Source organism: Enterococcus avium ATCC 14025 (genome assembly GCF_000406965.1).
In the GTDB taxonomy this organism is placed as follows: domain Bacteria; phylum Bacillota; class Bacilli; order Lactobacillales; family Enterococcaceae; genus Enterococcus_A; species Enterococcus_A avium.
Window position 1 is genome coordinate 35,030 of sequence record NZ_KE136359.1, and the last position, 16,082, is coordinate 51,111.

At 33.3% G+C, this 16,082-nt stretch carries 17 protein-coding genes and 1 pseudogene; all 18 read left to right on the plus strand.

All coding sequences use genetic code 11. The features are described 5' to 3' along the window. Positions 1-2: 2 nt before the first annotated feature. Positions 3-2,744, plus strand: coding sequence for a sigma-54-dependent transcriptional regulator (locus tag OMU_RS06935; protein WP_016179244.1), 2,742 nt, complete (start codon positions 3-5; stop codon positions 2,742-2,744). Positions 2,745-2,972: 228 nt separating this feature from the next. Further along, positions 2,973-3,461 carry a PTS sugar transporter subunit IIB gene (locus OMU_RS06940; protein WP_016179245.1) on the plus strand — a complete coding sequence of 163 codons (489 nt, stop codon included), beginning with the start codon at positions 2,973-2,975 and terminating at the stop codon, positions 3,459-3,461. A gap of 18 nt (positions 3,462-3,479) precedes the next feature. After that, complete coding sequence (locus OMU_RS06945; protein ID WP_016179246.1) at positions 3,480-4,232, plus strand: PTS mannose/fructose/sorbose/N-acetylgalactosamine transporter subunit IIC; 753 nt, start codon at positions 3,480-3,482, stop codon at positions 4,230-4,232. Position 4,233: 1 nt separating this feature from the next. Then, the gene (locus OMU_RS06950) at positions 4,234-5,079 is read left to right on the plus strand and encodes a PTS system mannose/fructose/sorbose family transporter subunit IID (RefSeq protein ID WP_016179247.1); all 846 of its coding nucleotides are present in this window, start codon (positions 4,234-4,236) and stop codon (positions 5,077-5,079) included. Between the two features lie 26 nt (positions 5,080-5,105). After that, positions 5,106-5,972, plus strand: a complete 867-nt coding sequence (locus OMU_RS06955; protein ID WP_016179248.1) for a YitT family protein — start codon at positions 5,106-5,108, stop codon at positions 5,970-5,972. 22 nt (positions 5,973-5,994) lie between these two features. Beyond that, on the plus strand, positions 5,995-6,396 hold the full coding sequence (locus OMU_RS06960; RefSeq protein ID WP_016179249.1) for a PTS sugar transporter subunit IIA: 402 nt from the start codon (positions 5,995-5,997) through the stop codon (positions 6,394-6,396). 19 nt (positions 6,397-6,415) lie between these two features. After that, complete coding sequence (locus tag OMU_RS06965; RefSeq protein WP_034876939.1) at positions 6,416-7,426, plus strand: D-isomer specific 2-hydroxyacid dehydrogenase family protein; 1,011 nt, start codon at positions 6,416-6,418, stop codon at positions 7,424-7,426. A gap of 51 nt (positions 7,427-7,477) precedes the next feature. Further along, entirely contained in the window at positions 7,478-8,554 is a 1,077-nt protein-coding gene (locus tag OMU_RS06970; protein ID WP_016179251.1) for a mannonate dehydratase, read from the plus strand. A gap of 2 nt (positions 8,555-8,556) precedes the next feature. Next, positions 8,557-9,198 carry a bifunctional 4-hydroxy-2-oxoglutarate aldolase/2-dehydro-3-deoxy-phosphogluconate aldolase gene (locus OMU_RS06975; RefSeq protein ID WP_016179252.1) on the plus strand — a complete coding sequence of 214 codons (642 nt, stop codon included), beginning with the start codon at positions 8,557-8,559 and terminating at the stop codon, positions 9,196-9,198. A 33-nt stretch (positions 9,199-9,231) separates the two neighbouring features. Further along, complete coding sequence (locus tag OMU_RS06980; RefSeq protein ID WP_016179253.1) at positions 9,232-10,749, plus strand: carboxylesterase/lipase family protein; 1,518 nt, start codon at positions 9,232-9,234, stop codon at positions 10,747-10,749. A gap of 220 nt (positions 10,750-10,969) precedes the next feature. Then, on the plus strand, positions 10,970-11,431 hold the full coding sequence (locus OMU_RS06985) for a hypothetical protein (RefSeq protein WP_016179254.1): 462 nt from the start codon (positions 10,970-10,972) through the stop codon (positions 11,429-11,431). Positions 11,432-11,442: 11 nt separating this feature from the next. Beyond that, positions 11,443-12,159, plus strand: a complete 717-nt coding sequence (locus tag OMU_RS06990; protein WP_016179255.1) for a GntR family transcriptional regulator — start codon at positions 11,443-11,445, stop codon at positions 12,157-12,159. Positions 12,160-12,289: 130 nt separating this feature from the next. Further along, complete coding sequence (locus OMU_RS06995) at positions 12,290-12,712, plus strand: PTS sugar transporter subunit IIA (RefSeq protein ID WP_016179256.1); 423 nt, start codon at positions 12,290-12,292, stop codon at positions 12,710-12,712. A gap of 21 nt (positions 12,713-12,733) precedes the next feature. After that, positions 12,734-13,207, plus strand: coding sequence for a PTS sugar transporter subunit IIB (locus OMU_RS07000; RefSeq protein ID WP_016179129.1), 474 nt, complete (start codon positions 12,734-12,736; stop codon positions 13,205-13,207). A 19-nt stretch (positions 13,208-13,226) separates the two neighbouring features. After that, complete coding sequence (locus OMU_RS07005; RefSeq protein ID WP_016179257.1) at positions 13,227-14,009, plus strand: PTS mannose/fructose/sorbose/N-acetylgalactosamine transporter subunit IIC; 783 nt, start codon at positions 13,227-13,229, stop codon at positions 14,007-14,009. Further along, positions 13,999-14,808, plus strand: a complete 810-nt coding sequence (locus OMU_RS07010) for a PTS system mannose/fructose/sorbose family transporter subunit IID (RefSeq protein WP_016179131.1) — start codon at positions 13,999-14,001, stop codon at positions 14,806-14,808. Before OMU_RS07005 ends, OMU_RS07010 begins: the two co-directional genes overlap by 11 nt. 16 nt (positions 14,809-14,824) lie before the next feature. Continuing rightward, the gene (locus OMU_RS07015) at positions 14,825-15,826 is read left to right on the plus strand and encodes a hypothetical protein (RefSeq protein WP_016179132.1); all 1,002 of its coding nucleotides are present in this window, start codon (positions 14,825-14,827) and stop codon (positions 15,824-15,826) included. Beyond that, positions 15,826-16,082 (plus strand): annotated as a pseudogene (locus OMU_RS23555) (hypothetical protein); the annotation flags it as partial. The gene OMU_RS07015 and the pseudogene OMU_RS23555, both read left to right, overlap by 1 nt.

A 16,082-nucleotide genomic window follows, 5' to 3' on the forward strand; every position in this document is an offset into this window, starting at 1 on the left:
CTATGTATAGAAAAGATAAGGTATATAATTTTTTAGAGCGTTGTGTTAGTCATATTGGATATGCTGAGATAAAAAATGGTTTTAATGGAATCGGAACTACTGAAATATCTGAAGCAATTAATATCGATCGTACTAATTGTAGTAAAGAACTAAATAAACTTGTAAAAGAAGGTAAATTAATAAAAATTGATGGAAGACCTGTAAAGTATTTTCCTATTGATAAGATAAAAGAGATTTTTGGTGTGAATATTAACAAAACTAATGTAGAGAATCTTAGTGAATTTTGTAAAAAAGAACCAACATTAAATGTATTTGAGAGAATAGTAGGGCATTCTGGGAGTTTGAAATTAGCTATAGAAAAAGCAAGTGCTGCTATGATATATCCTCCACATGGTCTTAACACCATTCTTTCTGGAGAAACAGGAACTGGTAAAACTATGTTCGCAAACTTAATGTACAAATTTGCTAAATCTCATGGGATCTTGAACGAAGATGCTCCATTCATAATTTTTAATTGTTCCGAGTATTCTGAAAATCCACAACTCTTACTGTCTACGTTATTCGGATATAGAAAAGGAGCTTTTACTGGGGCAGAAAGTGATCAACATGGTCTGGTGTCCAAAGCTAATGGAGGTATACTTTTTTTAGATGAAATTCATAGGTTACCCGCTGAAGGTCAGGAAATGCTTTTTCACTTAATTGATACTGGAAAGTACAGAAGATTAGGAGATAATGACAATTATCATTTTTCAAAAGTATTAATTATTGGAGCGACCACAGAACCAATAGAGTCAGTTTTATTGGCTACATTTCTACGAAGAATTCCAATGGCTATAGATTTGCCTAATATTAATAATAGAGGGATAGATGAAAGGCTAGAATTGATTAGTATTTTTTTCAATTTAGAATACGACAAGATTCAGAAACCCATTATTGTAAAAAAAGGAGTCATCAAATCTTTATTAGGCTACCAATGTATTGGTAATGTTGGCCAGTTGAAAGCTGATATTAATTTAATATGTGCAAGAAGTTATCTGGATTCGATTACTTCTCATAACGAAAAAATTACTGTATCAAAAAAAGCTTTACCAAGTTATATTTTAGAAGGAATTCTAAATGCGGATAAAAATCGAGAAATAGACTATTTAATTAATAGTTTAGAAGGAGAATTCATTTTCGATGGTTCATCAACGCCGGATACTCTTTTAAATAGTCAGATGTGGTATAAACGTGTTGATAAGGATGCGAGCTTAAATACTATAAAAAAAGAGTTAGAACAAAGCATTTTAGAAGAATATCCTTCGTCACCATATAATCGAACTGAGAATGAGAATATTTTTAAAATAATTGAGCCCAGTGTGTATTATGAGGTGAATGTTGTTTTAAAAATTGCAGAGAGAAAATTAAATAAGCGATTTTCTAAGCGTACATATGTTGCATTTGCAATGCATGTGAATTCTATAATAAATCAATCGACTGGACATTCAACTCTAAATATAGATATTGATGAATTGAAAAAAAGGTATGAAGAAGAATTGAAAGTGGCTCAAATAGTGAAAAATCATTTAGAGTACGAGCTAGGAATTGATTTTTCTCCTCAAGAAACATACTTATTTACTTTATTTTTGGCAATGGATGAACAAAATAGCTTAAAGAAAGATAAAAAAAGAGTAGGACTTCTTTTAATGGCACATGGAAGTGGCATTGCAAAAAACACAGCAAAAGTGGCTAACTCTCTTTTAGAAACAGAGCATACACATGCATTGGACATGCAACTTGAGAAACGAGTAGATGAATTTTATGCGGAATTTGAAAAAACCGCAGATGAAATTAACGAGGGTAAAGGTATATTGATAATGACGGATATGGGTTCTCTAAACTCATTTGGAGAGCTCTATACAGAAAAGACGGGAGTTCCAACAAGAACTATTGACTTTTTGTCCACTCCTTTTGTTTTAGAAGCCTTACGAAAAACTTTAATAATTGATTATGAACTTGATGAAATATACTCAGAAGTAAAAGAGATCATGTATTCGCATTTTAACCAGAAAGTAAAGAAGAGAAAAACTAGTATTGAGTCAAAAGAAGTAATTATCACCACCTGTTTAACTGGCCAAGGTGCCGCAATTGCATTAGCAAATTTTTTAAGAAATTCGGTTTCTATGATAGCGAAATATAATATCGAGTTATTTCCAACAAACAATCAAGATTTCCGTATTGGAGATTTCAAAAATAAAAAAATATTGGCTATAGTTGGTATTGATAATCTTAATGTAGCTCAGGTTCCATTTATTCCTTCTGAAAAGATTCTGTTAGAGAATGGCTTGTTACAGTTGAGAGATTTAATAAGTAGCTATTATTCTAATAACGATGAGGAGAATCTAATTGAATTTAGTAATGAAAATGGATTAATGAAAATCTTAAATGAGTCACTGACATTTTTAAATCCACAAAAGACGCTAAATATTCTACTCGATTCATTTGAGTATGTTAAAAATGAAATTGAGATGGGGGACAATCAAAGTCGTTATCTGATACTGTTCGTCCTCCACTGCGCCAGTATGATCGAAAGAGTATTACGTACAGAATCAATAAATTATCCTGAAATAGAAAATCGAATTCAGGAGGATGAAGAGCTCTATTCTGTTTTGAAAGCTGGAATAAAGGTAATTGAAAATAATTATATGTTGGAAATTCCAAATTGTGAAATGGGATTTTTGATGGATATTTTTGACACAAAATGACACAGTAAATCGTTTTGAGATTTAAAGTCAAAAAAAAAGAAACATGGTGGAATCAAAGGTTGATTTCATCATGTTTCTTTTTAACACAATAATATTGGCATAGTAATTGCATTATTAAAAGTGTACAAGATTTTTGATATTGATAAAGAGCTACGGGGAGGATGTGAAATCAATTTTTTATCACAATTAAGTTGGTACATTATTTAGAAACGAAAGGAAGAAAGTGCTATGGGAAAAATCAATTTAATTAGAGCGGATTTTCGGTTAATTCATGGGCAAGTAATTACTAAATGGCTCAAGGAATGCAATGCTGAAAAAATTGTAATTATTAATAATGAGTTAGCAAAGGATAGTTTTTTAGCAAACATTTATACAATGGCAGCACCACCAGGAATAAAGGTTGAAGTCACTTCAATCGAAGAATCAGTTAAACAATGGGAAGAAAATCAATTTGGATCCGAAAAATTATTGATCCTTTTTAAAACGGTTAAGGATATTTATGAAGCTCAACGTTTAGGATTTCCAATAGTTGAATTACAAATTGGTGGATTGGGTGGTGGTCCTGGTAGAACTAACGTATTGAATCAAATCTCACTTGATCAAACAGATGCAGAACTATTAAAAGAGGTTCAAGCAAAAGGAACTCATGTGTACTTACATGTTTTACCAACCGAACCTAAAGTAGAATTGGATGCAGCTTTGTCGAAGATGAAATAGAAAGGAGAAAACCTCATAATGGATTCAAATTTTGGAATGGCTCTAACAGCAGGATTATTATACTTTATCGGGCACTGTAAAATTGGTTACTGGTTCTATGATGTACCAGGACAGCCCTTGTTTATCGGCATGATATTTGGATTAGTCTCAGGAGATTTAAAAACGGGATTAATGTTGGGTGGAACAATTCAACTCGTTTATTTAGGAATGATTATGCCTGGAGGGAACTTACCATCAGATCCAACACTCGCTTCAGTAATTGCAATTCCAATTGCTTTAAAAACTGGACTTACAGCAGAGCAAGCAGTTGTTCTAGCAGTACCCTTTGGAGTTTTAGGTGTTTTTATTGATCAAATTCGTCGAACTATGAATGCAATGTTTATTCATAGAGCAGATTCCTTTGCTGAAGAAGGTAAGGATAGAGGTATTTTTCGAGAAGGTGTGATTTACCCTATAATTCAAGGATTTATCTTAAGATTTCCAATTGTATTTCTAGTGACACTTTTCGGTTCGGATGTTGTAAACAACATAATGAATTTTTTACCAGAATGGATAATGCATGGCTTAGAAGTTGCAGGTGGGTTATTACCAGCTCTTGGTTTTGCAATAGTAGTCTACACAATAGGGAAAAAATCTATTCTCCCATATTTTATAATTGGTTATTTTGCAGTAGTTTACTTAGGGCTAAATACAATGGCTACTGCAGTATTCGGTTTATGTATTGCGATTTTAGTAGTTAGTACGAAGAAAATGGAAAGTGAGGGAGCTTAATATGGAAAATAATGTTGTAGATAATGATAATGCGAAACGATTATCCCTTTCGAAAAAATCATTAAAAAAGACATACTTCTGGTGGATATTCACTGCTGAATTAAGTAATTCATATGAACGATTACAAGCACTTTCTTTCTGTGTCAGTATGCTACCTTCATTGCGAGAGCTATATAAGGATGATAAAGAGGAATATAAGGCTGCATTAAGACGACATTTGCAGTTTTTCAATTCCGAAGGGACTTTTGCCGGTCTGATTTTGGGGGTCATTTGTTCATTAGAAGAAGAGAGAGCAAGCGGTGCTGATCTTCCAGATGAAATGTTTTCTGGTTTAAAAACAGGACTTATGGGACCAATGGCAGGTATTGGGGATACGATAATCTGGGGCACACTGCGACCTATTATTTTTTCAATTGCCGTCACATTAGCACAATCCGGTAACATATTAGGTGGGATTTTCCCGTTTCTATTTCCTATTATAAGTCTGGCATTGGGTTATAACTTATTTAAATTTGGATATAAAGTTGGTAGGGACTCAATTCAGTCTTTATTAGGGTCAGGGATGATCAATAAAGTAATAACAGGATCGAGTATATTAGGTCTGATAATGATGGGAGCGTTATCTGCGAGTTACGTTAAATTATCTATTCCAATAAAGATTAAACTAGCAAATGCGGATCCAATTGTTATCCAAGAATTACTGGATCAAATATTACCTGGTATGCTTCCACTTGTAGTGATTGCAGGAATTTACTGGTACTTCAGTAAAAAAGGCCAAAGCTACAACTTAGTTATTGGAATTATTATCATTTTGTCTCTATTGGGTTCATTAATTGGGTTATTCTAAAAAAATGAATCTTAAGTGAGGTACAGATGATAAAAAAACAGATTTTTGTAAACAGTAATATTCAGTCTATAGTGCACTTGGTTTTAGGAAATTTTATTCTTTCATTAGGATCGGGACTTTTTATCGTACCTAATAACGTAATTACAGGAGGGGTAGCAGGAGTAGCAGTTTTGTTGAATCCATTCATAGATATTTCTGCAACAACAACCGTTTTATTGTTGAATATTTTCTTATTTACTATGGGTTTTGTTTTTCTAGGAAAAAATTTTGCGTTGAAAACTGCAATCAGTACTGCTCTATATCCTTTCTTCTTATCATTGGTCACCTCATATACTGGTGGAAACACTATTGTTTCGGATCCAATTATTGCATCCCTCTTTGGTGGGATTTTAACGGGCGTTGGAATAGGGATAGTCTTTCTTGTTGATGGCTCAACTGGTGGAATGGATACTATCCCTCTGGTTATTAATAAGTACTCTGGTTTTTCTATCTCTAAGCTAGTTTTTATTACGGATATGTTCACGATTGTCTTAGGTTTTTTAATATACGGAATTGAACAAACTTTAATAGGAACAATTTCTGTTTGGATTGGTTCTGTGATGATAAACAAGACAATGTTATTAGGAGCTACTTCTGCCAGACAAATTACTATAATCAGTAAGATGTACAAAGAAATAAATGAAGTGTTAGTAAATAATTTAGGGCGTGGTAGTACGATCTATAATGGTAAAGGCGGTTATTCAGAAGAGTGTACAGATATCATTATGATTGTAATACCAAACAAACAGTATATTACACTTCAAGAAATAGTCTATAGAATTGATCCTTCAGCATTTGTGGTAGTATCTGAAGTTCAAGAAGTAAACGGACTGGGATTTAGTTATGATGAATAAATTGATGTAATTGGAGGATAAAATGAAAAAACATATTCTAGTTTTAACTCATGGAGATTTTGGAGCGAGTTTACTTAACTCAGCTCAAATGATTATTGGAGATTTAGATGATGTATCATCTGTCTCATTGGTACCAGAAGACTCGGGCGATACCTTTTATGAAAAAGTAGAAAAGGAAATTTCAACAATTTCAAAAGACATTGTTTGTCTAGTTGATTTATTTGGAGGCAGTCCTTGTAATACTGCGCTGAGATTATCTCAGAATAGGAAGATCGATATTGTATGCGGACTCAACCTACCAATGTTTATTGAACTTTATAATCAAATTAGTATTTCTGAAGATTTTAACAGTGAGGGACTAATCTCTACTGCAAAAGATAATATTTTTGATGTTGTCAAAAAATTTTCAGCAAAAAATGGCTAAAGTCGAATATCTATGAAGAATGAGGGTAGTTGTATTGAATTTTAATATTGCGATTGTAAATTCGAGTAGTTTTGGAAAAATTTTTCCAGAACATATCGATGATTTAAAGAAAATTGGAAAAGTCAAACGATTTGAAGTAAATAGTGAAATTAGCGGCTTAGAGTTAGCAGAATTATTGAAAGGGTTTAACATAATTATTTCCAGTGTTACACCATTTTTTACAAAAGAGTTCTTCGATAATAAAGATGAGTTACTACTGATCTCAAGACACGGAATTGGCTACAATAACATTGATTTAAACGCAGCGAAAGAACACGAAACTGTAGTAACAATTATTCCAGCATTAGTTGAAAGAGATGCAGTAGCAGAGAATAATGTTTCGAATCTGTTAACAGTATTACGGCGAACTATGGAGGCAGGAACTGGAGTTAAAAACGACTGTTGGGAAGAAAGAGCATCGTTTGTGGGCAGAACACTTTTTAATAAGAAGGTAGGGGTTATTGGTGTAGGTAATACTGGTAGCTGCGTAGTAGAAATTTTGCGAAATGGATTTCGTTGTGAAGTACTTGCATATGATCCATATAAATCAAACTTATATATCGGATCTTATGGCGCAAAAAAAGTTGATCTCGAAGAATTACTGAGATCATCAGATATCATATGTCTCTGTGCCAATCTTACTGAAGAAAATTATCATATGATTGATGAAGCTTCGATAGAGAAAATGAAGAATGGAGTATATATATCAAATAGTGCTCGTGGGGCATTGGTTAAGGAAACTGCAATTATTCAGGGTATAAAGTCTGGTAAAATTGCAGGATTTGCTACAGACGTTCTAGAGGAAGAGCCTGGTAGAAATAATCATCCTTATCTTTCGTTTGATAATATCGTACTCACTCCTCATACTGCAGCTTATACAAAAGAGTGTTTAGAGGAGATGGGGAAAAAATGTGTGAAGGATGTCCAGGATATTTCAAAAAAAATATTACCTGAGCGTTCCGTTCAAGCATTGAGCAATTATTTGTGCTAGCACATCCATAGATATGTACAAAGTAATAGAATCAAAAAGGAGGATTTTTACATGAAATGGAGTTTTAGATGGTATGGACAAAGCGATACTATACCACTTAGCAATATTAAACAGATTCCAGCCATTGACGGTGTAATCGGCACTTTATTAGGTAAGATGCCTGGGGATGTTTGGCAAGTTCAAGAGATTCAGGATTTAAAGAATTCAATTGAAAATGAAGGACTTAAGTTATTAGGTATTGAAAGTGTGGCAATTCATGATTCAATTAAAGCAGGTTCTGAAGAGCGAGATTATTATATTGACAACTACATTCAAACTATTCGTAATTTAGGAAAATGTGGAATAGATTTAGTTTGCTACAGTTTTAAACCAATTTTTGGTTGGGCTAAAACTGACTTGAATTTTCAAAATGAAGATGGAAGTAATACACTTATGTACGATCAAGCTGTAGTAGAAAATATGCAGCCAAGTGAAATGTATACTTTGATTAATAGTCAATCAAAAGGTTTTAAGTTATCTGGTTGGGAAGAAGAAAGACTGAATAAGTTTACTAATCTCTTGAAACTTTATGAAGGAGTAACAGAAGAGAATCTTTTTGATAATCTGAAATATTTCCTTGAACGTATTATCCCTGTTTGTGAAGAGGCTGATGTCAGGATGGGAATCCATCCCGACGATCCACCTTGGGAACTTTTCGATTTCCCAAGAATTACCAGAAATCTAACTGACTTGCAAAGAATTATTGAGTGTGTTGATTCTCCATACAATGGAATCACTTTTTGCACGGGAGCCTTAGGCGCTGATCCGAAAAATGATTTGGTTGATATGATTCATAAAGTTGGACATCGTATTAATTTTGTTCATTTCAGAAATGTAGAATATTTAGGAAATAAAAAGTTTAAAGAAACGGCTCACCCAAGTACAGAAGGCTCATTAGACATGTATGATTTAATGAAAGCTTTAATTGAAGTAGGTTTTGATGGGGTTGTTAGACCGGACCATGGAAGAGCGGTGTGGGGAGAAATAGCACGCCCTGGTTATGGACTATACGATAGGGCCATGGGATTAACTTATATGCAAGGACTTAATGAAGCGATAATGAAAAATAAAAAAATGAAGAAGGATTAGTCATGTCTAACAATTCTATTTTAGATGAAATAAAAAATACAAAATTGTTACCCTTGTACACTGTTACCAATTTAGAATATCTTACTAAATTGGAAACTCTGTTATTAAAAAATGATGTTCGTTTAATCGAAATAACTTTTCGAAGTAGCTTAGCAATAGAAGCGATAAAAAACTTATCAAAATCAGGTAAATTACTTGTTGGTGCGGGAACTGTGAGGAAATTGTCAGAAGCTAAAGCAGCAATTGATAATGGTGCTAAATTTATTGTTTCTCCAGCAGTAATACCTGAAGTAATTAACTATTGTCAGAAAATGAATATTCCTGTATTCCCAGGAGTTGCAACGCCTTCAGATATTCAAGAAGCTGTTGAACTTGGTATCAAAACTGTCAAATTTTTTCCAGCAAATATTTATGGCGGACTTAATGCGATTGAAGCGTTAAGTGGTCCCTATTATGATGTCGAGTTCTTGCCCACTGGCGGAATTGATCAAACGAATTATCTAGATTATTTATCACATCCCAAGATTGTGGCCGTAGGGGGTTCCTTTATCATATCAGAAAGTATTATAAAAAAAGATAACGGTAAATCAGCAAATTCAACGCTATCAAAACTAATTAATGGTTTGTTGAAAGAGGATGTTTAAGAAAAGAATAATAAACGAAAGGACTACTTATTAATGAACGGACCAATTATTGATACAAAAAAGGGAAAAGTTCAGGGAATAAATGAAAATGGAGTGAATAAATTCTTAGGAATTCCATTTGCAATGCCGCCAGTAGGTGAAAGAAGATTTCTTCCTCCTTTTGAAAATGATTCATGGGAAGGGATTCTCGATACTACTAAATTTAAGGCAAGTCCGATGCAGTTGCCAGGAAGCTCTGAAGGTTCTATGTATCCTCCAGAAAAAAGAACTTCTCCCAGTGAGGATTGTTTATATTTAAATGTGTACACTCCAGAAAATTCACAAAAAAAGAACTTACCAGTAATGGTATGGTTGTACGGTGGACACTATATGAATGGTTCTTCAACTTCTGAAGGATGCGAGGGTAGTAATTTCGCGCGTAATCAAGATGTTGTAGTAGTAACATTCAATTATCGTGTTGGTATATTTGGGTTCATGGCACATCCAAAGTTGCATGAGAAATCAGAGAAGTGTACAAATGCTGGATTAGAAGACATGCTAGCGACATTGCGATGGATAAAAGCCAATATTGAGTTTTTTGGAGGAAATCCCGATAATGTTACTTTATTCGGTGTTTCTGCAGGTTCTTCTGCTATTAATGTGTTATTAACTTGCCCAGAAGCTAAGGGATTATTTCATGCAGCTATCACTCAGAGTGGGTCACCGTTCAATCATGATGAGTGGGATATCGATGAGTTGCAAGAACAGAAACGCTGTAAAAAATATTTGGACAGTGTAGGGATTGATGATGAAGATCTCTTTACGGCCACAGTAGATCAATTATTGAGTAAACCTGATGAATATGAAGCCTCAGAGTTTTGTCCATATGTTGATGGACGATTAATTCCAGATCGCTTGGAGCAATCCTTTTTGAAAGGAAACATTCATGATATTCCAATTATTCTTGGATGTACTGCAGATGAAGCTTTTATCTTACTTGGTGATCGCGAAATGGTTGAAAAAGAGAGATTTGAGCGTACTGTGACTACCAAATATCCTAATCATAAGAAATTTATCTATGAAAAATATGGAGCATACTTAAATGATTCACCTGCATATGCTCTTGGACGATTCAGATCTGACAACACAATTGCAAATATGAGATATTTTGCTTCTTGTTTAGTAGAGAATCGATTATCACCAACTTTCTATTACATTTTCCAAAGAGTGACTCCTGGTAAAGAACCCTATTATTTTGGTGCCTATCATGCTAGCGAAAACGCATATCATTTTCAAAATCTTAGTAGTAAATTTATAAATTATGGAGAAAGTGATGTTCGTGTTAGTAATACAATGGCTAAGTATTGGGCTAACTTTGCTAGAAATCATCACCCTAATACATCAGATCTTCCTGAATGGAAACAATTCGACCCGGACTCAAACATGATAATGTATATAGACGACCCCAGTGAATGTGTTCCTTTAAAAAGTAAATCGCTAACTATTGAATTACAAAAAATGCTTGAAGAGCGAACCGAGAAGAATAATCCGGGTCTAGGACTCAATCACTAGTAAAGAGTAAAAAATTCAATTTATATTTTATTATTTTCACTTTAATTTTTTTAACTAAATGGACATCTTGACTTCGAAAGTGGTTTTACAAATAACTACTTTTGAGGTCTAAGATGTCTTTTTTATTTATGATCTTGAATAGTTAAATATTTTGTATGATGGAATGCTGAACCTAAGCTATGATAAAATATTTACAAACAAAAAGGAATAGGGGATTACGGTGATTAATAAAAAAGTCAGAGTATATCAGACTCCTTTGGAAAGGGCTAACACATCATATGATACAGAGGTACATAAAGAAATTATTCATAAAGAGAAAAATTTTTACAATGTACTTTTTGATAATATACAAGTAGGAAAGGTAATAGAACGGCGTTTTCTAATAAAAAAAGATGATTGTCCTATAGCATTTATAAAATCTCTTATTCCGTGTATCCACTCAAATATTAAATCAAATGAATGTGTTAACCTAGAAAAAGAAGTAGATGATTTACTACAGGTTAAAATAGTTAAAAAGGAGTTTTCATTAACTTGGCCAACGAATGAAGAGGCGGAAATACTGCATATCATTGGTGATGGTCAAATAATAGTTGAGAAACAATACTTATTGAACCGCGAAAATAAAATAATCAGATATGAAGAAGAAAGTTCAAGTCCAGAGACATTCATTTTTGAGGAATAGTAGGTGATTGCATGGGAAAATTTTTATATCAAAAAGCTCGAGAAGAAATAATTTCTTTGATACAGGATGGAGATATTAAACCTAGTGAAAAAATAATGCCTGAGCGAGAGTTATCAGAATTACTTGGATACAATAGGATGACTATAAAAAAAGCAATCAACTCATTAGTTGCTGAGGGTGTTCTTATGAAAAAAAGGGGAGCGGGTACTTTTTTGTTAGGTACAGATAATTCCAATAAGTTTGATATCGGAGATGAGGCACCTATTTCTTTAAGTCAAGGCATAAAAGTAAAAGGTATGATTTCTTCTAGTTTCGTTGAATCCTTTAAGATTATCTATGATACTCCTGAATTGATGACTATTTTCGGTGATTATTTTGAGTTCTTTGAGTTGATTCGAGTAAGAGAGGCTGATAGTGAAGCAGTGTCAATACAAAAAGCATATTTTCCATTTAGATTATTTAAGGATGCACACCGTTATGATTTTAGTCAATTTTCTCTTTATGACTACATGGAATATAAAAATAAACGACCAATAATATTTAAAAAAAGGTTTTTCGCTCGGCGTGTTGAGAAAAATATGAATTTAGAAAAAATTGGTGCTCGTGCTGGTGAGTATGTCCTATGTATAGAGTACTTAGGTTACACAGAACAAAATGAGCTCGTTGAATATACACAATCATTTTTTGATTCCAACAAGGTAAACTTAGCTATAGAAATACCAAGATGATTGGTTCCTTAATTGGTTCCTAAAAGAGACCTATTTTGAAAATTGGTCTCTTTTTTATTGTTTTAAAGCGTTTTCCAACATATTATTAAGATAAAGAAAGATAGAAAAAAATAAAAACTGGAGGACAAAAATGGAGATAGTTTTAGCTAGTCATTCCAACTTATCCGTTGGAATGAAGGAAACCACTGAGTTTATCATGGGAAAACAAGATAATCTTCATGCAATTGCAGCGTATGTTGAAGAAGGGAAAAGTGTAGGTGATCAGTTAGAAGAATTGGTTTCTAGTCTCGCAACAAATGAGGTGATTTTTATAACCGATTTAAAGGGAGGTAGCGTAAATAGTGCAGTGAGTGAGTATATGATTGGAAAAGAGAAATATTTCCTGATTTCAGGAATGAATCTTGCTTTAGTATTAGAATTGTTATCAGTATCATTCAAGGAAAAAAGAGAAGAGGTGATAAAACAATTGGAAGAAATCGTCGTTAACTCGGCTAGTGGAACTGAAGTAATCGATGTAAATAATTTGGGAACCCAAATAGATGAAGATTTTTAAACTTAGGAGGTTTTAAAAAAGATGATTAAAATGACAAGAATTGACTACAGATTATTACATGGACAAGTAGCTTTTGCATGGACAAAGAACCTATCAGCAAATGCAATACTGATCGCAAACGATGATGTTGTAAATGATTCGTTTAGAAAACAAACGTTAAACTTAGCAAAACCGAATGATACGAAGCTTATTTTTAAAAGTATAGAGGATTCAATTAAAGCAATAAAAAGTGGTGTTACAGATAAATATAGTGTGTTTATCGTAGTCGAAAATGTTCATGATGCTTATAGATTAACTAAAGCTGTCCCAGAGATTAATAAGGTCAATTTAGGTTTATCTGCTAAGAGAGAGAATACTGAAAACATTGCCAAAGCTGTTTATGTTACAGAAACTGAGATTAAGGAATTAAATGAATTAGTTGGTTCAGGAGTAGAAGTCTTAGTAAAACAAGCACCAAACGATGCGAATGTTGAATTTAGATCACTTTTGAAATAGAAAGAAGGAGATGAGTTCTATGGTTGTACAAACGATTGGAATATTTTTAATTGCCTTGATTGCAAATATGCAAGACTTTTTGGGAGCCTCATTTATTGGTAGACCCTTGGTTACAGGTCTTTTTGTAGGATTACTTTTTGGTGATATAACACAAGGATTGATCATGGGAGCTACTTTAGAATTAGCTTTCTTAGGTTTGATGGGGGTAGGTGCAACAGTTCCCCCAGATGAAATCATTGGAGGAATTTTAGCAACAGCACTTGTTCTAAAAAATGGATATGGCGTAGATGTAGCATTAACACTCGTTTTACCAATAGCCGCTTTAGGATTAGCAATCAAAAATATTTTATACGTTATCATTTTTCCAGCGATGACACATAAAGCGGATAAATTAGTTGAACAGGGGAAAATTAAACAAGCAGCAAATATGCATCTAATCGCATCATTTACCAGAATTATTATGATGACAACCGTAACCACAGTTGCATTTGTTATCGGTAGTAGTACTGTTGATATGATTTTAGATTTGATTCCACAAGCTTTTATTGATGGTATGAACATTGCTACTAATATTTTACCAGCGGTCGGATTTGCAATGTTAATTAATATGACTTTTTCAAAAAAAGTTGCACCCTTTTTCTTCTTGGGATTTGTTTGTTCAGCTTATCTACAATTGGATATGATTGCTACAGCAATTGTGGGAGCAATCTTTGCAGGAATTATGTATATTATCTTGGATACCATTGAAAAGAGCAAAGGACAAAATAACAACGGTGGAGAGGAGCAATACGATGACTTCTAAAAACTTAACTAAAAAAGATTTAATGGGAATTTTTTGGAGATCTATGCCGATGGAGGCCTCATTTAACTACGAACGTATGATGAGTTTAGCCTTCTCTTACTCAATGAGTGGAGTAATTCAAAAGCTTTATTCCGACGTTAATGATCAAAAAGCAGCAATGCAAAGACATTTAGAATTCTTTAATTGTACTTCTGCGACATCTCCATTTATTGCTGGTGTAGCTGCTTCAATGGAAGAGAGAAAAGCAAATGATCCTTCATTCGATGAAAGTTCGATTAATGCGATGAAAGCTGGTTTGATGGGACCGATTTCAGGTATAGGTGATTCAATTTTCTGGGGAAGCTTAAGAATTATCGCAAGTGGGATAGGTATTTCACTAGCAAAGCAAGGTAGTATTTTAGGTCCTATTCTATTTTTAATAGTGTTTAATGTCCCAAATGTATTGGTCAGATATTTTGGAACATTATGGGGATATAAAGCTGGAGTCACATTTATAGAAAAAATGTCTAGCGGTTTAATGGAAAATATTACGTATGCGATAAATATTCTCGGTAATACCGTTATTGGAGGTATGGTAGCGTCAATGGTAATCATTAACATCCCTGTAAAACTAACCAATGGGAAAGATGCTCAAACTATTCAAGGCTTACTAGATTCTATGATGCCTGCACTATTACCGTTACTGATTACTTTCTTGTTTTGCAGACTGTTAAAGAAAGACGTTAAAGTAATTTATATCTTACTAGCTATTTTAATTGTTAGTGTTCTAGGTGCTATTTTTGGATTTTTATCTGTATAAAAAGGAGAGTAAATTGATGTATTTCAAATCAGAAAATTTTGTGAACGATTACCAAAAGGTTGTAACCCAGTTTAATGATGTAGAAAAAATTGCTAGAAATTTGCAACAAAGAAATATTACAAAACTTTACCTAATAGGTTCTGGCGGAACATATACAAAGTTTGTTGATATGCGGCCAATGCTTTTTGAAAAAATTGATATTCCATTTTTAATTGTCAGCCCAGAAGAACTGTCTGAGTTATATTTTGATCAAATTGATGAAAATACATTGCTGATCGTGGGAACAAAGACTGGAGCTACTGAAGAACTAATTGATGTTTTGAAGAAAGCGAAAGAAAAAATTCCTGAAGTTATGATTTATGGATTTATTGGTGATGACGAGACAGAGTTAGATAAATTAAATATTTTAAGCTATCGTACTAGTTCTGTGGATACAGATGTACATTTAGTTCTTTTTGGTTGGTTCATTCTATGCTTTACAGAGAATGATGATATCATTTTATCTGAATTCAAAAAGGAGTTAGAGTTAGTAGGAGAAAAGGTAGCTTCAGAAATTTCGAGAAATGAGGAAACCGCTATTAACTTAGTACAATCTTCAGATCCAAGCCGCATGCAAATGTGGGTTACATCTGGGCGATTATGGGGTGAAGCGTGTTGCTTTTGCAATTACATTTTGGAAGAAATTCAATGGATTCAGGCACAAGCTATCCATTCATCAGAATTCTTCCATGGTCCTTTCGAATTGATAAGTGATGACTTTCAGGTAAATGTGGTTTTGAATTCTAGAGAAACTCGAAATCAAGATCTTCGTGTAAAACAATTTATTGATCAACACTCAACTGCTTCAAATACAATTGATATGAAAAATTTCAACATCGAAGATTTTGCTGATGAGTTAATCAAATTTATTGAGCCATGGTTGCTAAATCATTATTATGACTTACTACTACGTATCTATGAACAAAAAACAGGAAAGTCAGCAAAAACTCGTCGATATTATCGTGTAATGGAATACTAATGGACGTTTATACCCTCTTTGAATTTCTATCGATTCATTTTCAAATCATCCATTTTCAAAACAAAAAGAAAAAATTTGTTAAATGGTTTAGTAGTGTATTTACAAATGATTCGATAACTCAAAAAAGTCCTAATTTTTTTTATCGAGATGAGTCAACAAAGACAATTGTTGTGAATATTACTACTCCAGAATGGAGCATATTTGGAGATCGTTTTCAGACACAAAAAAATAGAGAAAGATATTTGAAGAAGTTAGG